We start from the raw sequence: 20,169 nt of genomic DNA, 5'->3' as shown, positions 1-20,169 counted from the left end.
CGTAAGGCATCCATTTCCTATAGGAGTCCAATAGACGGCCTCCAGCTGTCCGGATCAACTGGAAATTCTATCGGAAAGAGCTCTTACTACTAATATACGAGGAGTATGGTTTGTGCTGGAAGAAACATTGCCACTTAAACAGAAGACATTCAACTTCACAAAAATAGTTGTTCCGATACTTATTACACAAGTTGCACTTTATCTCATGACCTTTTTCGATATTTTAATGACCGGTAGATACGATACGCATGATTTAGCTGGTGTAACAATCGGTTCTTCATTCTGGACTCCGGTCTATACAGGACTTTCAGGTATCATTATGGGGCTAACCCCTATCATCGCTCAAAATATCGGTGCGAAAATGGCAAAAGAAGTGCGGCCTTACGTCCAACAAGGATTATATGTTTCGATCGCCTTATCTGCTTCCGTATTTTTTATAATCTATTTTGTAGTCATGCCTTACATACAACACATGACGCTTGAAGCAGAAGTAAGCGTTGTAGCGGTCAATTATTTAAAAGGGATGAGCTTAGGTCTAATTCCTTTGTTTGCCTACACCGTATTCCGCTCATTCTTTGATGCTTTAGGTGCGACGAAAATTTCGATGCTCATCATTCTTTTATCCGCTCCTATCAATATTTGCTTAAACTATTTACTTATATATGGAAAGTTAGGCTTGCCCGAATTAGGTGGCGCAGGGGCTGGATATGCTTCAGGTATAACATATTGGATTGTTATGTCAATAGCAGCATTTATAGCATGGAGAAAACGGCCATTTCAATCATATGTCCTTTTTGGTAAGTGGGAACGTATTGTTTTCAAACGTTGGAAAGAAATATTACGAATTGGTATTCCAATTGGACTATCAATTTTTATCGAGACGAGCATTTTTTCAGTCGTAACAATATTAATGAGCAATTATTCAACTGAAACGATCTCTGCTCATCAAATCGCCTTAAATTTCACTTCTTTGTTGTATATGCTGCCACTTAGTATTTCGATGGGGGCAACGATCGTTGTTGGGCAATCTGTTGGCGCAAACAGACTAAGGGATGCTAAACAATACAGTTTGCTATCCGTCGGAATGGCGATCACATTTAGTTTTATATCAATCGTAGTTTTACTTTTATTTAAAGAACCAATTGCTTCACTATATACAACAGATACCGCAATTATTAAGCTATCCGCACAATTTTTCATCTTTGCAGCGTTCTTCCAACTATCTGATGCAGTTCAAGCTCCTATACAAGGCTCTTTGAGAGGATACAAAGATGTTAATATTACATTTATTATGGCCATCATTTCTTTTTGGCTAATCGGCTTGCCAGTTGGTTTTCTAACAGCCAATTATTCTTCACTAGGCCCGTATGGCTACTGGGTAGGATTAATTACCGGACTGACTGTTGGCGCAATCACGTTGAGTTTCAGATTGAGACATATACAAAGAAAACGAATATCATAGATTTTACTGAATAGTAAAGTACAGATAAAACAGCAAATAATATGACAAAGACCGGCAGTGCATTTTAGGCAAAGCCGGTCATCATTTTTTATTAAACAATTTCCGAGCGGACAACATCATCATGGCCTTTATCCGTTACAGAATTAGGCTCGACTAATGCATACCTCTCCCAAGCTTTGCTCTTCCAACGCAAAGCCATAAAAATAGCACGTGTCCATTCATCGGCACAAATTGCTAGCCAAACGCCAACAAGTCCCATGTCAAGCACAAATACGAAGTAATAGCCGAGTGGCAAACTCATCATAACCATTGATATTGCACCCATCAAGACGGGAAACTTCGCATCCCCTGTTGCACGCAATGAGTTTATGATGACAAGGTTGAAAGTTCGGCCAGTTTCTAACAAACAAGATAGTAGCAATACGGATGCGCCAAGCTGAATTATTGCTTCATTATCAGTAAATAATCTCATTAACGGATAGCGAAGTACCATAACGATAGCAACCATTGCAGCTGTAAATATTAATGCTTTTCGCAATGAACCCCATACTTGCCCGTATACTACATCTTTCTCTCCGCTACCGACAAGTCTACCAACGATGATCGATGTGCCCAGTCCAATGGCCAAAGCAAATAAATAGCTGAACATTGAAACATTCGTTGCATATTGTCGCGCTGCAAGTGCTTCAGTCCCAAGATAGGTGACATAGTAGAGGAATACGATTTGACAAGCTTGATATAAAATTTGTTCAAAAGCGGAAGGCAAGCCAATATACAATATTTTGCTGATATATTCCTTTGACCAAGTAATGTAATATTTTATTTCTATACGGTAGTCAAGAACTTGGTATAACAAATAGAAAAAAATAAAAACAGCAATTAATCTACTTCCGACAGAAGAGATCGCCGCTCCCTGTACACCGAGAGCAGGCAAGCCAAATTTCCCAAAAATCAATGCATAGTTGCCAATTACGTGAAGAATATTCATACCAAGGGAAACAAACATCGTTTGCTTTGTATATCCATGCACACGAATAATTGCAGCCATTGAATTGATGATTGCTTGAAGAAAAATTGCACTTCCAACGATCGTCAAATAAGCTTTTGCATGAATCAAAACATCTCCTTGCAAATTCATCATTTGCATCATATTACTTGTAAAGAAAAAGAATATGGAGCTAATTGCAATTCCGATTACAATATTTAGGGATATGGCAAGCGCAGAAATTTTTGAAGCTTCTAAATATCTTTTCGATCCGAGATATTGAGCTACTACAATCGCAGCTCCATTTCCTACTACCTCCAATACTAAGATTGCTATTTGAACATATTGGTTCGCTGCCCCTACCCCGGATGCTGCCTCGTCAGATAGCGCACTTAACATAAATGTATCTGCTAAACCCATTAACATAAATAAAAACAATTCAAGAAAAATCGGCCAAGTTAGATGAAATAGGTTCAATTTCATCTCTTGACCGCGGGCTCGTTTCATCGCCATCTATACAACGCCTTTCTTTGCTTTATAAATGAAAAACAGAAGTATCTTACCATAAATATTAGCGATTGAATACAAATAAATATCTTTATTTTTGATTATTTTTTACATATCATTCATTGTTCTCTTTAAATTTACATTTACGTGGCATTTGATTGTAATCGTCGAATACGTACCTTGTCACACTCCGAATCTCCACAATTTACTATGAAACGCTTTTATCCTTCTCCCAAAACCAATAATATCACTTTTTGCATCTTGTCTCGTTTTAATATAATATTGCAAAATCCATTTTCATTCTGTTTTCTACATAATCCTCAATGGACTTTCTTTTCTCTCCTTATTTGATAACTCATCCGCAGGAAATTCTTCAATTTCAATGTCTATGTCAAAATACGTTGAAATAATACTTTATGCAAAAAAGACATGACGGCGGTTCGTCCGCACATCACGTCTTTTTGAATTAATTATTTTTGTATGAATTGTTGTGTCCAGTAATTCCCATTCGCATCATAACCGATTCCGATATGTGTAAATGACGGAGTAAGGATATTTTGTCTATGCCCTGGAGATTCCATCCATGCTTTCACTACTTCTTCCGCATTACGTTGACCCATTGCGATATTTTCAGCTGCTGAACGGTAAGTAATACCATTCGCTTTCATTTGGTCGAAAGGTGAACCATATGTCGGGCTCGTATGTGAAAAGTAATTATTCGATGCCATATCTTTAGATTTTTGGCGTGCAGAATTCATTAGGCTGTTGTCAATTTCCAACGGCTTCAAACCTGCTTTTGCTCTTTCTGCATTCGTCAAATCCAATACCGCCTTTTCAATTGCAGAAATAGAATTGTTTTGTGCAGGCTTTTCTGTAGAAGGCTTTTGCTCTTCAACTGGTTTTTGTTGTACTGGTTTTTGTTCTATTGGCTTTTGATCTACCGGCTTTTGGTCAGCTACAGGTTTATCGGTTGAAGGCTTTTGTTGTTCAGCCGAATTTTCTTGTTCACCTTTAGAAGGCTTGGACGGTTTCGCATTTTCAACCGGTTTTGTATTGTCCGGTTTTGCAGGTTTTTGATATTCTACTTTATCACCGAAAAATTTATCCCAGTTTTTCAAATACGTATTCATATCAAAATTAGAACCATTCACATTATAAGAATACTTTCCTTTATAGACATAGCATTGTACATTTTGCGCTTTTTGAACACCTTCACTATTGTTGGAAGATGCTTCAGCACTATGGTTGTTCGGCAGTAAGAGCGCCGAACCGAGTAAGATGACAGCCATCGATTTTTTCATCTCATTACTCCTCCCTTCGAAAACTATCATACAGCATGAGAGAAGATGAGAATCACCATCAATATCCAGCCAGACCATTTTAGAGAAAAAGACATTAACAAAGGGACAGAGTTCGTCTGTTTTTGGGTATCTATGGCATCTTCACTTATTATTTCATTTGAATAGGGGTTGACGTCCAACTAATTTTGAGTTTGAAATGAATCAAAATCGATTTGATCTAGCCCTTCCCCAATGATCACCAAATTCGGTTTTACATTCACATATTCCGGAAGCCAATTGACCATCCCATATGCATATTGAAACAAATACGGATAGTTGGCACCTTGAATCGGAACATAACCTTTCATTCTATAAACAGTTTCAGGCAAAGACCTTACAAACTCTTCAAATTGTTCCTTGCTTACTTTCTCTTTGAAAGTGAACAGTTTAGAGGATAAAGGCAGATGCTTACCTGATAGTATAGGATGCGATAATGAATGATCGGCATTCCTCAACGTTTTTTCGATAAAAGAAAAAGCTATTTTTGCATGTTCCGTTTGTATGATAGGTGCATTACTATTTAGATTGGACAACTCCATAGTAGTAGTGGACAACTCCCCTTCTGATAATAAATCAGCTTTATTCGCTAATAGAAGATGTGCGTGTCGGATTTGTTCCATAAAAAGAGAACGGATTTGCGGAGAAAGCGATTCCCTTTCCACCCATCGTTTTGTATCCACGACAGTGACAATTCCCATTACGTTTAAACGGTCCGCAAATAATGGAGAGTAGATCGCGTCTAAAGCTTCTACAGGATGTGCTGCACCGGTCGTTTCAATTATGATTACATCAATATCATCGTAATCCTCTAAAAGCGCTTGTAGCTGAGCCTCGGTATTTTCTGAACCTGTACAGCAAATGCAGCCATTTAACAATTCCTTCATCGGTATATTTCCAGATTTCTCAACCGTATCTGAATCGATGGAAACTGAACCAAACTCATTCATAAGAATCGCAGGCTTTTTACCTTCCTCTTTTAATTGTTGGATTGTATTCATTAACAATGACGTTTTCCCGCTACCTAAAAATCCGCTAAATAAATAGACATCGATCATTTATAACACTCCTCTTCGTTTAAAAAAGCGCCCCCGATTTGTCGAAGGGGCGCTTTGTTTTATTTAATTTCTTTCAATAGCACTTCTTCTGCTTTCTTGAGCTGAGGATCGTCTGTTTCGATCTTGTTTCTCAATTCGTTCATGAGACTGTATGTCGTTTCTCCTAAAAGAATACCGTTCTCCGGCAAAGAAAGCTTCTTCTGAAGCGATTTAACCGCAGCTTCAGTATGCTCGTCGTATAAACCGTCAATATCTCCCGGGTCATAGCCAATCGCGCTGAGCATTTCTTCAGCAGCTTTAATAGAAGGAGATACCATACCTGTTTTCATTTCCATTGAAGGATCAATATATGGCAACATTGCGTAACTAGGATACGGCACTTCAATATCAGGCTCGATTCCTTTTTCATGAATCCAATTTCCGTTCGGCGTTAACCATTTTGCGGTTGTCAACTTCAAATTGGAGCCATCATCCAAATCTTTAGGTGATTGAACGGTTCCTTTGCCATATGTTTTAATGCCAATCAATGGTACATTTGCAGATTCTTTCAATGCTCCTGCTAATATTTCCGAAGCGGAAGCACTGCCGTCGTCGATAATCATTGTGACGGGTACGTTGACTTTACGTCCACCTGAAGCAACATATACTTCAGGAGTTAAGCCTTTCCCTTCGTATTGGAATAAATTCTTTCCTTCTTCTACGAAAAGATCAGAAATATCGATTGCCGTGTCAAGTCTGCCTCCAGGATTTTGGCGAACATCGACAATCAACCCTTTCATCCCTTGTTGCTCCATTTCATCGAGAGCTGTTAAAAGCTCTTCATACGTATGCTCTGAAAAGCTTGTAATATGAATATGGGCAAGGCCGTTATCCAACATTTTTGCATAAACGGTTTCGATCGGAATAACATCTCGTTTTATTTCTACATCAAATGGCTCTGAGTGGTCGCCTCGTTTAATCGTTAACGTGACAGTCGAACCTTTTTCACCTCGAATGAGCAAGACAGCTTCCGACGATGACATGCCCTGGATGCTTTGTCCGTCCACTGCTGTAATCACATCATTCGGCAACAGGCCACTCTTTTCGGCTGGAGAATTTTTAATTGGAGAAACAATGCTAATATAGCCGTTCATTTCTCTAATCTCTGCCCCGATCCCTTCAAAGCTTGATGAAATGCTTTCATTAAGCTGTCGAGTTTCCTCTTCATTTAAGTAGTCAGAAAATGGATCTCCTAATGCCTCTATCATGCCATTGATCGCACCATCAATGATTGCTGTTTCATCAATCTCGTCGTAATAGTTTTTTTTCAGTTGGTCATATGCTTCATACAGCTTTTTAAATTCTTTACGATCAACCGAATTAGGGTTTTGCGGATTAACTACCTCAACCATTTTATCTTCACCTGTCGTCAAAGCAAAAAAAGTTACTGCTGCTGTGGCAAGGACCAGACCGAAAATTAGCATGACAAAAGAAAATGGTTTAATTTTTATGAATCGACTGGCCGGTGGTTGTTGAGGTTGAGGCTGATGATTCTGCTCTTCTTCATTCCGGACATCGTTCTTCTCTTTTTCGTCCATCCCATTCCCCACTTTCTTTAGTGTTTTATCGAAAAAAAGGGCCGCTAATCGTGCAGTGAGCGGCCCTCCCTTGCAAAATTATTGAATTGCTGCGTCCAATGCGACTTCAATCATGTCATTGAAAGTCGTTTGGCGCTCTTCAGCTGTTGTCACTTCACCTGTCAAAATATGGTCACTTACTGTTAATACTGACAATGCCTGTCTACCATATTTTGCAGCTAACGTGTAAAGAGCAGCAGTTTCCATTTCAACCGCTAATACGCCATAATTAGCTAACTTCTCATGCTCCGCATGTTCGTTGTAGAAAAAGTCCTCTGTAAAAACGTTTCCAACTTTTAAATGAAGTCCCTTTTCTTGTCCAGCTTTATACGCTTTCAATAATAAATCGAAGTTTGCTGTCGGCGCATAATCAACGCCATTGAAAAACGTTCGATTGATTGGTGAATTTGTAGTTGCACTTTGCGCAATGATGACGTCACGAACGTGGACATCCTTTTGGATTGCACCGCAAGTTCCTACACGAATCAATTTTTGCACATCATATTCTTGCATTAATTCCGTTATGTAGATCGATATGGAAGGAACACCCATGCCTGTCCCTTGCACAGAAATGCGCTTACCTTTATACGTACCCGTATATCCAAACATATTGCGCACTTCGTTATATTGAGTTACGTCCTCCAAAAAAGTTTCCGCGATATATTTTGCCCGCAAAGGGTCTCCCGGTAATAAAATCGTGTCCGCAATATCGCCTTTTTTTGCATTGATATGTATGCTCAATCGTTACGCCTCACTTTCAAAATTTCTTTCTTAATCATACAGTTAAATTTCATATTATGCAATGAAGATGGCATGAATCATGCATCTACCGTCCGATGGAACAGCAGTTAGCATCGTGGCAATCTGCATGATTGACATCTATCTTATTCATACCGTTCCTTGTATTCTTCGTAAAGTTCATCGAAAACGACAGAAGGCATTTCTTCATCAGCTTTCTCCTCTATATATCTCGATAATACATCAAATGATTTTACATCTTTCGGAAAGCCGTGGTCTTTAAACATCGCTTCAGCAAAAACAGCTTTCGCATCGTCCTTTTTACCTCCGCGAAACGAAAGTACAAATTGATAAAATGAACGATCCATTCATTCTCCTCCACTCATTTAAAAAGTTGAATATATTCCCCGTATCCTTCTTTTTCAAGTTCACTTACCGGAACGAATCGAAGGGCTGCTGAATTAATGCAATAGCGAAGTCCTGCAGGTCCTGGTCCATCTGGAAAGACATGTCCAAGATGAGAATCCGCCGTCTTGCTTCTCACTTCAGTACGTCTCATTCCATGGCTGTCATCGAAGTGTTCCGTCACTTCTGCTTGTTCGATTGGTTTCGTGAAGCTTGGCCAACCACAACCTGCATCGTATTTATCTTTTGAACTGAATAAAGGCTTACCTGACACAATGTCAACATATATCCCCTCTTCAAAATGCGCGTCAAACTCATTTTGAAATGGCGGCTCAGTTCCGTTTTCCTGTGTCACATAATATTGCATAGGTGTCAATTTTTGTTTTAATTCTTCTTTCATTTCGGTTCACTCCAATTTTCAGATTTGAAACGTTCCCTACCAGAGCCTACAGCATAGCGATTATAATGAGCCGGGTTTTTCTTATAATAATCTTGATGCTCTTCCTCGGCACGGTAAAAGGCTTTGGCAGGCAAAATTTCCGTTTGGATTGGTTTGTCAAACTTCCGGGACGCCTCCAATTCATGCTTCGATTGCTCTGCTATTTCACGTTGCTCCTCCGAATGAACATAAATAGCAGTACGGTAAGATTCTCCACGGTCAAAAAACTGCCCGCCAGCATCAGTTGGATCAATTTGTCGCCAAAAAATATCCAATAATGTTTTGTACGAAATAACTTCATCGTCAAATGTAATTTGCACTGCTTCCCGATGGCCTGTCGTATTCGTGCAAACTAACTCATAAGAAGGATTCGGCACATCACCGCCTGTATATCCCGAAACGACAGAAATCACACCTTCATATCGATCAAAAGGTTTGACCATGCACCAAAAACACCCACCTGCAAAAGTGGCAAGCTGTTCAGCCATTATACCGCCTCCTATTCTGTCGGAATGACAATTTCCAATTCAATATCATCTTCAGCAAGATTAAACGATTTCGCCCGCACGACAAGATCGCCGGATACAGGCAAATCGGTCAAGCTGAGGAAAATCTCCTCTTCTTTCGGTCTAATAACCATCCATTCAGGCAATTTGAAGGAATCACGCAATATTTTTAATACAGCAGAGGGTTGCATATTATAGGCTCCGATTTCTAGTGAAGATAAATTTAATATAAGATTGCCGTCTTCCCTAACTTCAGGGTCAAAATGCATGACAACCGGCAACGTAATATTAAAAACGGTCAATTCGGACTGTAAGATGACGTCATCCTTCACTGACATCGTTACGGGCAAAGGCTCTCCTTTCATCGCTTTCCGTATAAAGTGATTGGCAATTCCTTCAAAGTCTTCCTTCGTCGCTTTGACAGTCAAAACATGGTCTGTCGCACGGAATGTATGAAGCTCCGGAAGTGGTTCTGATGTTCCCGGAGTTTCTAAAAAAATGATGAAGGCGACTACACCTGCGACGATTAAACCCGCGAGTGTGAAAAATGCCCATTTCCAAAAATTCATGACAGTCACCCCTACAAATCCAATTTCCCATCCGACAATTCACTCAAACTACATTCGTCAATTTTTTCAACATAGCGATTTGACATGGATTCATACCCTTTAGCATTCGGATGAAAGAAATCCGTATGGTACACTAAGTTTTCATTTCCAACAAAAAGGTCGCTGACAGGTATGAAACAGGCTTTGCCATCCATTACTGCCTGAATTTCAATCGCTTCGTTCCAGTCTTCGATAATTGTTTCAAATTCATACGCTTCATCCGTAACAATTGAAAGCGGATTGTAAAGCCCGCCAATAACGATGACTGCATCGCCGTTCAAACCTCGGATGATTTTAAAGATTTCATCTAAATGATTTTCAAATTTTCCTAATTCAATATAAAACGGTTTCGCTTTTAAATTGAATAAGTTCGCTTTTACGACTTTCATAATATCGTTGCCACCGATCGTCATATAAATGACATCGGCCTTTTTAACTTCCGATTGTATCTCTTCGTCTTCCAATTGCTTTATAAGCTGATCACTTCTTCTGCCTTTCTTTGCCAAATTTTCAGCTTCAATTTCTTTTACACCTTTCCATGCACCCATCGCGGTCGTCATTCTGCCAAAATATCCGCTCCTTTTATATTCGTCGCCTACCCCTTCTGTCAAAGAATCACCAAGGCCAACGACATTAATTAACTCTGGAACGAAATAATTCGGAACATGAAATTGTGTAAAGGATGTTTTTTCTCGATTAGCAAATGAGGCAGGTCCAGCTACCTTATCGCTTTGACAACTGGCTAACAACATTGAGAAGACGACCAAAACAAGTACTCTTCTCATCATTAAAATCCCCTTTTTTATATCTGAGAATCGGACGAACACATTCTTTCTTCATTATAGACTGTTCACTATAAAATTCGTTGTTCAGCACATGCAATTAATCAGTCGGTATAATACATAAAACCGATTGCGCCTTCTCCTGTATGTGTGCTAATAATAGGAGACGTGAAAGAAAACTTTATGTCCTTCCAGCCTGATTCCTCAATTAATTTCTTTAGCGGCTCAGCCATTGACAGCCCATGCGCATGAGAAATGCCAACAGACTTAATAAGTTTACCTGCCGTCTCTTCTTTGAATGCTTTAAAGAGATGTGCCGCCACTTGTTTATGGCTGCGTGCTTTTCCTACTGGCGTATACACACCGTCTTGCAAAGTGGCAATCGGTTTTATATTTAGCAAAGAACCGATCATTGCTTTCCCTTTACCGATTCTGCCGCCCTTCAGCAAGTTATCAAGCATATCTACCACTACATATAATGACGTATTGTTTCGAATCGTTGTTAAACGATCGACGATTTCCTCTACACTTTTTCCTTCTTTCGCCATTTTGGCAGCTTCTAAAACTTGAAATGTCAATGCATGGGAAATATACATCGAATCGATCACCGTTACATTCGTGTCTGTCATTTTGGCAGCTGCTTCGGCAGATTTGACCGTTCCGCTCATGCCTCCAGTCATATGAATCGAAATAACTTCACTTCCGTCTGCTCCTAAACGGTCATATAACTCTTTAAAAACTCCGGATGCAGGCTGCGAGCTTTTAGGCAGTTCTTCACTCTCTTTCATCATTTCCAAAAACATTTCAGGTTGAATATCAATCCCATCCGAATACGTTTTCCCATTGATTTGTATTGAAAGCGGTACGACATGAATGTCATACTCCTCGAGATAATCTTCAATTAAGTCTGCTGTCGAGTCTGTAACGATATGGATTTTCTTCATTAATTAGCACTTCCTTAAAAATTATGAGGGCAGTTCCCTCCGCTATTTTGAAAACTGATGTAGCTCTTTACCTACTATAATGGCAATACACTATTATGCATAGCCAATAAGGTTGAAAGCTCCCATTTTATATTAGTATAATAAATGAAAAGGAGGTATGGATATGGTAGATGCATTTGATTACAAAAGCTCGAAAGAAGAATTATGGAATGCCATCACTCATGGAATCGGCTTCCTTTTAAGTATTCCTGCGCTTGTTTTATTGATTTTAGCAGGTGTCGAAAAAGGAGACCCACTGTCCATCGTCAGTTTCACCATTTTCGGCGTCACGATGGTTATTTTGTTTTTAATGAGCACATTGCTGCATAGTATGCCGGCCAAGTTGAAAAGATTGTTTTCAATTTTTGATCATTCGGCAATCTACCTCTTAATCGCTGGAACCTACACACCATTTGTATTAGTTATCATTGGCGGAGCATTAGGTTGGACACTGTTCGGCATCATTTGGGGCCTATCCATTGCAGGGATTTTATTCAAAGCATTTTTCATTCATCGCTATGAATTCGTATCCCTCATTTTTTACATCGTTATGGGTTGGCTCATCCTGTTCGGTATTAAACCGCTTTACGAAAATTTGCATATGGCCGGCTTTATTCTTTTAGTTGCTGGAGGGGTGCTTTACACTGTCGGCGCGATCTTTTACGCCTGGCGCAAACTTCCATATAATCACGCAATCTGGCACTTGTTCGTACTGGCAGGAAGTGCGGCAATGTATTTTAGCGTTCTTTTATACGCTTGAACGAAGCAATGCAATGAAGCATTCAAAAAACAATTTAAATGTAAAGGCCTGGCCAAGCAACTATGACCAGCGCCTTTTTCACTTTACAACTGTTTCGTTTAATCCTTCTACTCTCTTTCATAAATATGGTAAGAAAAAGGAATGCCTTCCTCAGTAAAATGATCTTCGGATTTAGATACGATCTTCCAATCTTCTTCATACGGCGGAAAAAACGTATCGCCTTCGTATTCATGCCGAATGACCGTGATGTACATACGATCTGCCATATCCATTACCAAATTAAATATCTCCGTGCCTCCAATTACAACGACTTCATCTGAATACTCCATGCCACGCGCAATCGCTTCATTTACATCACTGAATACTTCAATTCCATCGGCTTTGTAATCTTCGTTTCTCGTCAAGACGATATTCAATCTGCCGGGCAGCGGTCTGCCTATCGATTCAAACGTTTTCCTGCCCATTACGACAGCTTTGCCCATCGTCATTTTTTTAAAGTATTTCAATTCCTCAGGGATATGCCATGGCATTTGATTTTCATACCCAATCACTCGATTCAAATCATGCGCGACAAGTAATGATAACAATCTCATCGTCCTTTCATACCGCGATAGGTGCTTTTATTTTTGGATGAGGGTCATATCCCTCTACTTTAATATCTTCATACGTCATGTCAAAAATCGATTTCCCGTCTTCGATTCTTAATGTAGGCAACGGTCTTGGCTCCCTTGAAAGCTGCTCTTTCACTTGTTCGACATGATTCGAATAAATATGGCCATCGCCAATTGTATGGATAAATTCACCTACATCGTACCCACATTCTTTAGCAATTAAATGAACTAACAGAGCATATGAAGCAATATTGAAAGGCACGCCTAAAAATACATCCGCACTTCTTTGATATAACTGACATGACAGCTTGCCATCCGCCACGTAAAATTGAAAAAGCGCATGACATGGCGGCAATGCCATATCTTCCACTTCAGCTGGGTTCCAAGCTGAAACAATATGCCGTCTTGAATCCGGATTTCGCTTAAGGCCGTCTATAAGGTTTTGAATTTGATCGACCGATCCTTCGGGTGATGCCCATGAACGCCATTGCCGGCCATAAATCGGGCCTAAGTCACCGTATTTTTCTGCAAATTGTTCATCCGAAAGGATACGTTTCTTATATATATCCATTTGTTCACGATAAATAACAGCAAATTGCTCATCTTTTTGACTTCGTCTTCCAAAGTCCGACATGTCCGGGCCGTCATATTCGTCACTTTCGACATAACGCTGGAATCCCCACTCATCCCAAATCGGATTGCGATCTTCTATGAGCGTTTTTACATTCGTGTCCCCTTTTAGGAACCAAAGCAGTTCAGATGCTATTAAACGGAAAGCAGTTTTTTTCGTTGTTAGTAAAGGAAAACCTTGCTGTAAATCAAAACGCATTTGATAACCAAACACGCTAATCGTGCCAGTGCCTGTACGGTCTTCCTTTACAGTCCCATTCTCAAGAATATGTTTACATAAATCCAAATATTGTCTCATTGATTCATCCCCCTAACACTTAATGACAGTATAACAAAACACCGCCTGATATGTCTTTGAACATCCAATTCGGCGGTGTGATTTTTGAAATATAAATGACAATACTTTGAGTACTAAGTATTTCTTATCGAATTATGACTTAATAGAAGTCACAGTGTTAAATTTCTATGCTGTTGGCTTCTTCAACTGCTTTTGTTCGTCATAAAGGATATAGATTTTCTCCTACAGCTATGTGGATCACGGTGTAATATCAAGAAGATACATTGCTAAAAGAAACATGAATAATATACATGATTCGTAAAAGACAATACTATTTTTTATTAGTTTTGCTTGTTTGCTTGGAAATCATACTAATTATTTCTGTTGGTCTATAAGCAATTTATTTTTCTATCTTTGTTGATTTCTTGTTTGTGAACAGCACATAGACAATGTTTATAATAAATATTATGAATGCAGCAGTTAAAAAGCCGAGTATAGAGGGTATTGTTGGTCCGAGTATGTTGGGTCCAAGTAGTAAGCTTATAATAGATGCAAAAACAAACATGCCCCAACCAATTATAATAGGACGCCATCGTTCTTTATTTTTCATCAACACGATAAAATCCCCTCCTCTAAATTTTAAATTTACTAATACAACAAATCATGATCGCTATTCATTATGTATATTGTAACAGAACATTCGGATTTCTCCTACCCGATGTGGTCTGTAATCTACTGCTTCTTTACCTTAGCTCCTAAAATTACTTCAACATTTTACATTTAAATGTCTTAATTCAATAATTCTCTCCTCGATTCATGATCAATAATATCGGCAATACGGGTAGGAATCATTTTTCCTTTTAAGAAGCATTAATTTCACTATATGGTATAATTTCAATATTTCATACATATAGAAAGGAAGATTGCATGTCCAAAGTGTCTACTGTTTATATACGACCGCTCATCCTCTCAGATGCTGCTGAATTACTTAGTTTAGAGGAAAGAAATCGAGACTTTTTTAAAGGCTATTCCATCACTCGGCCGGAAAATTTCTGGACATTGGAAACTCAAAAAGATTTAATTGAAAAATGGGAACAAAACATAAAAAAGGATTTGGAATATCGATTCGGGATTTTTAAAAGAGAGGATGATCGTCTCATTGGAACGATTGGCCTATATCAAGTTTTTCGTGGACCACGTGAAAGTGCGCTATTGGGCTACTCTTTGGATCAAGGAGAAAATGGCAAAGGGTATACGACTGAAGCGACTAAGTTAGTAGTAAATTATGCGTTCGATGTTCTAAACTTACACCGAATTGAAGCGGGGGTTATGCCTGACAACATAGGTTCCATTCGTGTGTTGGAAAAGGCTGGTTTTCATAAAGAAGGAATAGCTATAAAAAACGTGAAAATTAATGGTTCTTGGGAAGATCATCAAATGTTAGCGATCATTAGTCCGAATCACTAAACTTGTAATCAATATTTTTTAATCAATCTCTATATCACTCATTTGAGTGGGATAGAGATTGTTTCTTGTGTCTTGAACGTACATTTAAGCTCCTAAACACTCATCTATATAGCTTATGCCATATTCCGATTTAGCACATGCAGTAACGCGATGCCTTTTTGTTAGTATTCAAACAATCGATTTGGAAATGCTAACAGGAGGTTTGATCACTTCGATACATAATTATCTGCTTCATTATAATAAATTGGGAAATAAAGCACTCTTTGTAAAGTAAAAAATGTATTACAAAAAACATAGTAACAGATTCAGCTTGTTGACAAACGCTCGCATACTGCGTTGCTCGTTTCGCTCGTCCCCTCATGAACCTAAGTTCTATTTGGGTCTTCGCTCGACTTCGCGCCTTGTCTGACAAGCGTTTTCAAGCCAAGCTGGGCAAACACCTATCTCATGACTACAAACCTTAAAAGGACTGTAGATTTATCATCATTCCACTTTATAAGATTAGGTTTCTAAAAATATATTTACATTGATACTATAAGAATTGTTATCATAATCTGCAAATCCATTAAAAAATGTGCGATCATTAGAGGAAAAATCCTTTTCGTTTTTTAAAACATAAGTGCTAAAACTACTGTCACAGGAAAAAATGCGATAGCTCGCCATAACATAAACTGCCATTCAAAAATCAACAGCAAGGCAATATGTTGAAATGCTAAAGCAAATGAAGCTATGAATATTGCAGACCATTTATTTTTCAATAATATTTGTAACCTCGGCAGTGCATATCCAATATAAAGTGGCGCATCAACTGCTGCAATGGAAAAGGCATTAACAATAATCCAACTAGTACAGCCCAAACGATGCTTCGCCTACCTGCAGTACATTAATTTTCGTTTACTAATCGTACCGTCCTTTACTAAGTACATTATTTCCAAAACCTCTCCGTAATCTACTGACCTTTTCAATGTTTCAGTACATGCATTCCCCTCCTTATTCTCAACATAGAGAATAAGTATTCGTATGTAAAGGCGAATAAAAAGCGCACATCCCATACGGAAAGTCACTCATTCTCAACCATTCAGACGAAAAACCTACCTTTATTGTCCAAGCCATCTATATGCACATGAATACCCTACTGTTAGAAAGGGATGATAAGATGACCACAAACGATATTGTAACAATTGGTTCTAACTGTATTATTAAAAACGGTGACCGATTTTTCCTATTAGCTGAAATAGAAGCTAAAGTTCCTGGAGTTGAAATCGACCCCATCGTTATTACACGTATTACAGAAGAACAGGCAGAAAAGTTATTAGCGGGTGGATTACACCTTTGCCGAATCCAAAACCAACCTCCTGTGGCGCCTCCGGGATTTGAAGTAGAGTTTAAGTGTATCTTCCAAGATAACTGTAGAGCGTTCCAAATATTTGACGTAGAAAACGGTACAGACGAAGCCGTTCTTGTACGAATCTCATTAGAAAAGGCATGTCAAGAAGTAGCGAATGGAGCTCGTCGTTGTACTGTAATTAGTAGACCATTTGTTTAGTACAAACTATAAGCTTCCATTTCGAGGATCAAAAAAGCGCCCTTATCCATCAAGGACAGGGCGCTATTTCAGATATAAGTAGTCTTTTCGGTTAAAAATAACCTTACTTTCCGAAACCTTTTATGTTCAATGTAAGTTAGTCATCTGATTGAATTTGCGATTTGAAAAAGAGTTTCTTTAGAATTTTGACCAAAACTTTTTTTATCAAGTATTAAAATATATTCAAACGAATCTTTTTCGAACAGTCCTACGTCATGTGGGCGATGGAAACATTCGCAGACGAGAACCTTGGTATGGTCGGAAAGACAATCGGCTTGTTTAGAAGGAACGTTATTACTCCACTGAAACGTATGTTAAAAGCTAGTGGCTATAAAGTGAAAGACCATCGGGCAGACAACCTGCTTTCCATCACATCCACGGGAACATTACGACTGTTTTCCCAGCACGTACCGAGCCATCACATATAATGCCATCCATATCATTAACCGGTGAATCTTCACGCCACCAGGTAAGCACTTGTTTTTGTTTTATCGAGAAAGGCTTAAACTTGAACGGCGCCGGCTTCTTCTTAAACTGTTTTCGTTCGGTCATGAAAGAGAAATACTTACCCTTCGTCTGTGTCTGCAGCAGCATCGCCCCACACCTCCGAAGTCGTAGCGTTCAACGCTTCATGGAAACCATCATCTTCATACTCTTCCATCTCATTTGCACCAAACGCTTTAATGTGACAATTTCAAGCTTCACTTCCTCGACTTCACGCTTGAATTTGTCAGGGAATAGATCAAAGTATTTGGATAGCATTTCAAGGGATTTCATCTTGTCAGCTAACTTGACAGATATGCCGTCTTTTCCTTTCTTCACCTCAGTAATGATGGTTCCGTCAACTTCATCCGAATGTTTAAACTTCAGATAACTCACCTTGTAAGTGATCGGCTTGAAATTATCATCCAACATTACTTCGCCAGTTTCCGGATTCCTTTCGGATTTCTCAATGGTTCCGAATTCAACGTAATCAGTCACGTCTGCAAAGGCGATCTGAATATATTTATTGAGCACATCCATCGCATCGATGAATACACCCTGTTGCATCTCACCTTTTAGCCTTTTTAATTCTGCAGCAACCTTAGCATTTCTTAGCAACCGACTTCCTTCAACATGTGCACTGTGTCTTGAATATCCTGCCTTAATTGCTGACATCGTTGCGTTGAAGCTTTTAATGTAGTAAATACAAAAAAGCCGTTGTTTATCGGTTAAATCATCGGACTCTACAACAGGCTCGAATTGCTCTTTTTTTGGTTGCATCCTTTTCGTGGGGGTTGCAACCTTTTGTGTTTTGGTTGCTTCCTTTTTAGGAGCACCTCTCGTCCACGGATTGCCGTCTTTAGTATCCCTGCTTTTACGACTTTTCAATGTCCCTAACTTCACATCATGTTTTTCTGCCAGAGCGGCCAGTGTGATCTTACTCGTTTCCCATTCCTTCCGGATATCATCCCAATTAATCATCTACATGCACCTGCCACCTCCATATTTAAGTGAAAACAAAAAGCACCTCACAAATTAAAGTGAAGTGCTTAACTAATTAAACATCCAATTCCTGAATGTCGCCGTCCGGATAGATAATGTAACTCTTTAACACCATGCCAGAACCAAGCGTTTTAGCATCGTGCTCTTCGCCTCTGACATGTTCGCGAATCTCTACAGCTAAAAGGCCGCCTGTTGCATTAAGCCACGTAGTCGTATTACGAGTGAAGTTAACAATGAAATGAACCTCATCATCCTTCATATATTCCTTCTGGTAAGACAAGGCATATTCTTCAATGTCGATACTCTCGGCAATGGATGTTTTTCTCCACTTTCCTGTTTGATCGTTTCTGACCTTAGTAGGCTTGTCCTTGACAGCAGCTTTGAAATCCTTGTCACTCTTACCGATAATTTTATCTTTTTCTTTTAAATCGTCCCAAGTAGTATCTGCTTCCGTTTTAGTCTCATCGGTTTCAACACGAGCTTGATTTTTTCCTTCGACAGCAGATTCATCGTTTGTAGAATTATACACTTCTTCTGCATTGACTTCAGGTGTTTTTTCTTTAGGTGCCGCTGTTTTCGGTTCATTTATAACATTCACTATAGCTCCAACGACTCCAAGGAAAATTACGGTGAATAAAATAATTAACGGTATAAGTACTTTTTTAGACATTGCCATCCCCCTTACAATTGATTATAAGCAATATGACCTAAAAAGAGAATACTCATTTACCTAATGGTCATTTATTTCACAGAAATAGTTTATCAAACGAGAAATAAATTGCTGCTAACATGACTAATGTTGCTATTAAATTTCTAATGGCTGCTGGAACACGAATTAAACTTAGTAATAAATACGGAATTCCATAAGCTATTCCAATAATTAATATTAAGACAACCAGTTGTCCTGCGAGATGGTTCATTACATCTCTTGCTGCATCCGGAATCATAATACACCTCCACGCTATATATATCGAGCGCAAAAGTGATATTTAAATAATATAGGGGCTTTAGGAGGGATTCAGCTGCTCGGGCGCACCCCCTCTTTTATTTCTCCCCCTCATATATACAGACTTCGTATGACAAGCGTATGACATCGTATATTTTTCTTGTAATTTCAATATTAATAAAATTCACTGTTGACACGTATATTTTATACGTGTAATAATGAAGGTAACGAAAGGGGGAGAACAAAAATCTCATCAAGAGAAATCATAAAGATACTTAAGGAAGATGGATGGTACATAATAAGAGTGGTTGGAAGTCATCATCATTTCAAACACCCCACCAAAAAAGGAATTGTTACCGTACCCCATCCAAGGAAAGACTTGAAACAAGGAACATTAATATCAATACTAAAGCAAGCGAGACTCAAATAGTCTTGCTTGCTGAGGAGGTTAATATAAATGGCTAAATATTTATTTCCCGCTGTTTTCGATCCCGGAACTGATGGTTCAGAAGGATTTACAGTTACATTTCCGGATCTGCCCGGCTGCATCACTGAAGGTGTAGATATGGATGAAGCAATCCATATGGCTAAAGATGCATTGGAAGGGTTTTTATATGGTATGGAAGAAGATGGAGAAGAAATCCCTGCACCTTCCCATCCAAATAACATACACCTTGCCAAAGGGTGCTTCTTAGTGTTTATTGAGGCATGGACTGACTATATTCGCGATGAATTCGAGAATAAAGCTGTGAAGAAAACTTTAACCATTCCTAAATGGTTAAATGATGCTGCAGAAAATGAAGGAATCAATTTTTCTCAGCTACTTCAGTTTGCTTTAAAAAATCGTCTTGGTATAAGAAGAGATCACTGATTTATTGAGGCTGTCCAATAAGTCCCTAAAATAGAACAGGTGGCGAAAAACGAATCGTTTTTCGCCACCTGTTCTTGTATTTTTCTCATTCAATACTGAAAGTAGCACGCG

General features: G+C 38.9%; 24 protein-coding genes and 1 pseudogene. 7 read left to right on the top strand and 18 right to left on the bottom strand.

What is annotated here, in order from left to right; translation table 11 throughout:
- Window positions 1-115: 115 nt before the first annotated feature.
- A complete protein-coding gene (locus ACFQ38_RS13700; protein ID WP_336824815.1) occupies window positions 116-1,462 on the top strand; it encodes an MATE family efflux transporter in 1,347 nt (448 codons plus the stop codon).
- A 91-nt stretch (window positions 1,463-1,553) separates the two neighbouring features.
- Here the strand turns inward: ACFQ38_RS13700 and ACFQ38_RS13695 are convergent, their stop codons facing one another.
- The 11 genes from ACFQ38_RS13695 to ACFQ38_RS13645 form a co-directional block, all read right to left on the bottom strand.
- A complete protein-coding gene (locus tag ACFQ38_RS13695; protein ID WP_381481557.1) occupies window positions 1,554-2,960 on the bottom strand; it encodes an MATE family efflux transporter in 1,407 nt (468 codons plus the stop codon).
- A gap of 464 nt (window positions 2,961-3,424) precedes the next feature.
- Complete coding sequence (locus ACFQ38_RS13690; protein ID WP_336824796.1) at window positions 3,425-4,255, bottom strand: CAP domain-containing protein; 831 nt, start codon at window positions 4,253-4,255, stop codon at window positions 3,425-3,427.
- Window positions 4,256-4,434: 179 nt separating this feature from the next.
- Window positions 4,435-5,349: a CobW family GTP-binding protein gene (locus tag ACFQ38_RS13685; RefSeq protein WP_381481554.1), complete on the bottom strand. Its 915-nt coding sequence runs from the start codon at window positions 5,347-5,349 to the stop codon at window positions 4,435-4,437.
- A gap of 59 nt (window positions 5,350-5,408) precedes the next feature.
- A complete protein-coding gene (locus ACFQ38_RS13680; RefSeq protein WP_381481551.1) occupies window positions 5,409-6,926 on the bottom strand; it encodes a lmo1851 family serine protease in 1,518 nt (505 codons plus the stop codon).
- Between the two features lie 78 nt (window positions 6,927-7,004).
- Window positions 7,005-7,706, bottom strand: a complete 702-nt coding sequence (gene deoD / locus ACFQ38_RS13675; protein ID WP_336824799.1) for a purine-nucleoside phosphorylase — start codon at window positions 7,704-7,706, stop codon at window positions 7,005-7,007.
- A gap of 143 nt (window positions 7,707-7,849) precedes the next feature.
- A complete protein-coding gene (locus tag ACFQ38_RS13670; RefSeq protein ID WP_381481549.1) occupies window positions 7,850-8,071 on the bottom strand; it encodes a YozE family protein in 222 nt (73 codons plus the stop codon).
- 14 nt (window positions 8,072-8,085) lie between these two features.
- Window positions 8,086-8,508, bottom strand: coding sequence for a peptide-methionine (R)-S-oxide reductase MsrB (msrB, locus tag ACFQ38_RS13665; protein WP_336824801.1), 423 nt, complete (start codon window positions 8,506-8,508; stop codon window positions 8,086-8,088).
- The gene (msrA, locus tag ACFQ38_RS13660) at window positions 8,505-9,035 is read right to left on the bottom strand and encodes a peptide-methionine (S)-S-oxide reductase MsrA (protein ID WP_381481546.1); all 531 of its coding nucleotides are present in this window, start codon (window positions 9,033-9,035) and stop codon (window positions 8,505-8,507) included. Before msrA ends, msrB begins: the two co-directional genes overlap by 4 nt.
- A gap of 11 nt (window positions 9,036-9,046) precedes the next feature.
- Window positions 9,047-9,622 (bottom strand): YpmS family protein, encoded by a 576-nt coding sequence (locus tag ACFQ38_RS13655; protein ID WP_336824803.1) that lies wholly within the window; start codon window positions 9,620-9,622, stop codon window positions 9,047-9,049.
- Between the two features lie 11 nt (window positions 9,623-9,633).
- Window positions 9,634-10,446 carry a GDSL-type esterase/lipase family protein gene (locus ACFQ38_RS13650; protein WP_381481544.1) on the bottom strand — a complete coding sequence of 271 codons (813 nt, stop codon included), beginning with the start codon at window positions 10,444-10,446 and terminating at the stop codon, window positions 9,634-9,636.
- Window positions 10,447-10,547: 101 nt separating this feature from the next.
- The gene (locus ACFQ38_RS13645; RefSeq protein WP_336824805.1) at window positions 10,548-11,387 is read right to left on the bottom strand and encodes a DegV family protein; all 840 of its coding nucleotides are present in this window, start codon (window positions 11,385-11,387) and stop codon (window positions 10,548-10,550) included.
- A gap of 163 nt (window positions 11,388-11,550) precedes the next feature.
- On the opposite strand from ACFQ38_RS13645, the gene trhA reads away from it, so the two are divergent.
- Complete coding sequence (gene trhA / locus ACFQ38_RS13640) at window positions 11,551-12,186, top strand: PAQR family membrane homeostasis protein TrhA (protein WP_381481542.1); 636 nt, start codon at window positions 11,551-11,553, stop codon at window positions 12,184-12,186.
- 107 nt (window positions 12,187-12,293) lie between these two features.
- Here the strand turns inward: trhA and ACFQ38_RS13635 are convergent, their stop codons facing one another.
- Together ACFQ38_RS13635 and ACFQ38_RS13630 are read right to left on the bottom strand one after the other, a co-directional pair.
- Window positions 12,294-12,773 (bottom strand): dihydrofolate reductase, encoded by a 480-nt coding sequence (locus ACFQ38_RS13635; protein ID WP_336824807.1) that lies wholly within the window; start codon window positions 12,771-12,773, stop codon window positions 12,294-12,296.
- A gap of 13 nt (window positions 12,774-12,786) precedes the next feature.
- A complete protein-coding gene (locus ACFQ38_RS13630; RefSeq protein WP_381481539.1) occupies window positions 12,787-13,725 on the bottom strand; it encodes a thymidylate synthase in 939 nt (312 codons plus the stop codon).
- Between the two features lie 906 nt (window positions 13,726-14,631).
- Here ACFQ38_RS13630 and ACFQ38_RS13625 point away from each other — a divergent pair.
- Entirely contained in the window at window positions 14,632-15,171 is a 540-nt protein-coding gene (locus ACFQ38_RS13625; RefSeq protein WP_381481537.1) for a GNAT family N-acetyltransferase, read from the top strand.
- 608 nt (window positions 15,172-15,779) lie between these two features.
- On the opposite strand, the gene ACFQ38_RS13620 is transcribed toward ACFQ38_RS13625, so the two are convergent.
- A complete protein-coding gene (locus ACFQ38_RS13620) occupies window positions 15,780-16,028 on the bottom strand; it encodes a hypothetical protein (RefSeq protein WP_381481534.1) in 249 nt (82 codons plus the stop codon).
- 299 nt (window positions 16,029-16,327) lie between these two features.
- Here ACFQ38_RS13620 and ACFQ38_RS13615 point away from each other — a divergent pair, with 299 nt between their 5' ends.
- Window positions 16,328-16,717, top strand: a complete 390-nt coding sequence (locus ACFQ38_RS13615; protein WP_336824810.1) for a hypothetical protein — start codon at window positions 16,328-16,330, stop codon at window positions 16,715-16,717.
- Between the two features lie 242 nt (window positions 16,718-16,959).
- A pseudogene (locus ACFQ38_RS13610) lies at window positions 16,960-17,154 on the top strand (PBSX family phage terminase large subunit); the annotation flags it as partial.
- On the opposite strand, the gene ACFQ38_RS13605 reads toward ACFQ38_RS13610, so the two are convergent.
- The 4 genes from ACFQ38_RS13605 to ACFQ38_RS13590 all read right to left on the bottom strand — a co-directional run bounded on the left by ACFQ38_RS13605 (window position 17,126) and on the right by ACFQ38_RS13590 (window position 19,188).
- On the bottom strand, window positions 17,126-17,350 hold the full coding sequence (locus tag ACFQ38_RS13605; protein ID WP_381481531.1) for a hypothetical protein: 225 nt from the start codon (window positions 17,348-17,350) through the stop codon (window positions 17,126-17,128). The pseudogene ACFQ38_RS13610 and the gene ACFQ38_RS13605 sit on opposite strands and share 29 nt — an antisense overlap.
- Before the next feature lie 27 nt (window positions 17,351-17,377).
- Window positions 17,378-18,220 (bottom strand): terminase small subunit, encoded by an 843-nt coding sequence (locus ACFQ38_RS13600; RefSeq protein WP_381481529.1) that lies wholly within the window; start codon window positions 18,218-18,220, stop codon window positions 17,378-17,380.
- 76 nt (window positions 18,221-18,296) lie between these two features.
- Window positions 18,297-18,911: a hypothetical protein gene (locus tag ACFQ38_RS13595; RefSeq protein WP_336824812.1), complete on the bottom strand. Its 615-nt coding sequence runs from the start codon at window positions 18,909-18,911 to the stop codon at window positions 18,297-18,299.
- Between the two features lie 76 nt (window positions 18,912-18,987).
- Window positions 18,988-19,188 (bottom strand): hypothetical protein, encoded by a 201-nt coding sequence (locus tag ACFQ38_RS13590; protein WP_381481526.1) that lies wholly within the window; start codon window positions 19,186-19,188, stop codon window positions 18,988-18,990.
- Between the two features lie 246 nt (window positions 19,189-19,434).
- Between ACFQ38_RS13590 and ACFQ38_RS13585 the strand changes: the two genes are divergently transcribed.
- Together ACFQ38_RS13585 and ACFQ38_RS13580 are read left to right on the top strand one after the other, a co-directional pair.
- Window positions 19,435-19,617 carry a type II toxin-antitoxin system HicA family toxin gene (locus ACFQ38_RS13585; RefSeq protein WP_336824816.1) on the top strand — a complete coding sequence of 61 codons (183 nt, stop codon included), beginning with the start codon at window positions 19,435-19,437 and terminating at the stop codon, window positions 19,615-19,617.
- Between the two features lie 27 nt (window positions 19,618-19,644).
- Window positions 19,645-20,058, top strand: a complete 414-nt coding sequence (locus tag ACFQ38_RS13580) for a type II toxin-antitoxin system HicB family antitoxin (protein ID WP_381481524.1) — start codon at window positions 19,645-19,647, stop codon at window positions 20,056-20,058.
- Window positions 20,059-20,169 lie beyond the last annotated feature (111 nt).

This window comes from Sporosarcina contaminans (genome assembly GCF_042679045.1).
Classification (GTDB): domain Bacteria; phylum Bacillota; class Bacilli; order Bacillales_A; family Planococcaceae; genus Sporosarcina; species Sporosarcina contaminans.
The sequence above is the reverse complement of the archived record's forward strand: the minus strand, read 5'-3'. Positions and strand labels throughout refer to the sequence as shown.

Coding starts and splice junctions, on each gene's coding strand:
- msrA (WP_381481546.1), bottom strand. CDS start 9,035: ATGGCTGAACAGCTTGCCACTTTTGCAGGTGGGTGTTTTTGGTGCATG.
- ACFQ38_RS13580 (WP_381481524.1), top strand. CDS start 19,645: ATGGCTAAATATTTATTTCCCGCTGTTTTCGATCCCGGAACTGATGGT.
- ACFQ38_RS13600 (WP_381481529.1), bottom strand. CDS start 18,220: ATGATTAATTGGGATGATATCCGGAAGGAATGGGAAACGAGTAAGATC.
- ACFQ38_RS13595 (WP_336824812.1), bottom strand. CDS start 18,911: ATGTCTAAAAAAGTACTTATACCGTTAATTATTTTATTCACCGTAATT.
- ACFQ38_RS13605 (WP_381481531.1), bottom strand. CDS start 17,350: ATGCTGCTGCAGACACAGACGAAGGGTAAGTATTTCTCTTTCATGACC.
- ACFQ38_RS13655 (WP_336824803.1), bottom strand. CDS start 9,622: ATGAATTTTTGGAAATGGGCATTTTTCACACTCGCGGGTTTAATCGTC.
- ACFQ38_RS13685 (WP_381481554.1), bottom strand. CDS start 5,349: ATGATCGATGTCTATTTATTTAGCGGATTTTTAGGTAGCGGGAAAACG.
- ACFQ38_RS13690 (WP_336824796.1), bottom strand. CDS start 4,255: ATGAAAAAATCGATGGCTGTCATCTTACTCGGTTCGGCGCTCTTACTG.
- ACFQ38_RS13670 (WP_381481549.1), bottom strand. CDS start 8,071: ATGGATCGTTCATTTTATCAATTTGTACTTTCGTTTCGCGGAGGTAAA.
- ACFQ38_RS13680 (WP_381481551.1), bottom strand. CDS start 6,926: ATGGACGAAAAAGAGAAGAACGATGTCCGGAATGAAGAAGAGCAGAAT.
- ACFQ38_RS13695 (WP_381481557.1), bottom strand. CDS start 2,960: ATGGCGATGAAACGAGCCCGCGGTCAAGAGATGAAATTGAACCTATTT.
- trhA (WP_381481542.1), top strand. CDS start 11,551: ATGGTAGATGCATTTGATTACAAAAGCTCGAAAGAAGAATTATGGAAT.
- ACFQ38_RS13615 (WP_336824810.1), top strand. CDS start 16,328: ATGACCACAAACGATATTGTAACAATTGGTTCTAACTGTATTATTAAA.
- ACFQ38_RS13650 (WP_381481544.1), bottom strand. CDS start 10,446: ATGAGAAGAGTACTTGTTTTGGTCGTCTTCTCAATGTTGTTAGCCAGT.
- msrB (WP_336824801.1), bottom strand. CDS start 8,508: ATGAAAGAAGAATTAAAACAAAAATTGACACCTATGCAATATTATGTG.
- ACFQ38_RS13590 (WP_381481526.1), bottom strand. CDS start 19,188: ATGATTCCGGATGCAGCAAGAGATGTAATGAACCATCTCGCAGGACAA.
- ACFQ38_RS13625 (WP_381481537.1), top strand. CDS start 14,632: ATGTCCAAAGTGTCTACTGTTTATATACGACCGCTCATCCTCTCAGAT.
- ACFQ38_RS13630 (WP_381481539.1), bottom strand. CDS start 13,725: ATGAGACAATATTTGGATTTATGTAAACATATTCTTGAGAATGGGACT.
- ACFQ38_RS13645 (WP_336824805.1), bottom strand. CDS start 11,387: ATGAAGAAAATCCATATCGTTACAGACTCGACAGCAGACTTAATTGAA.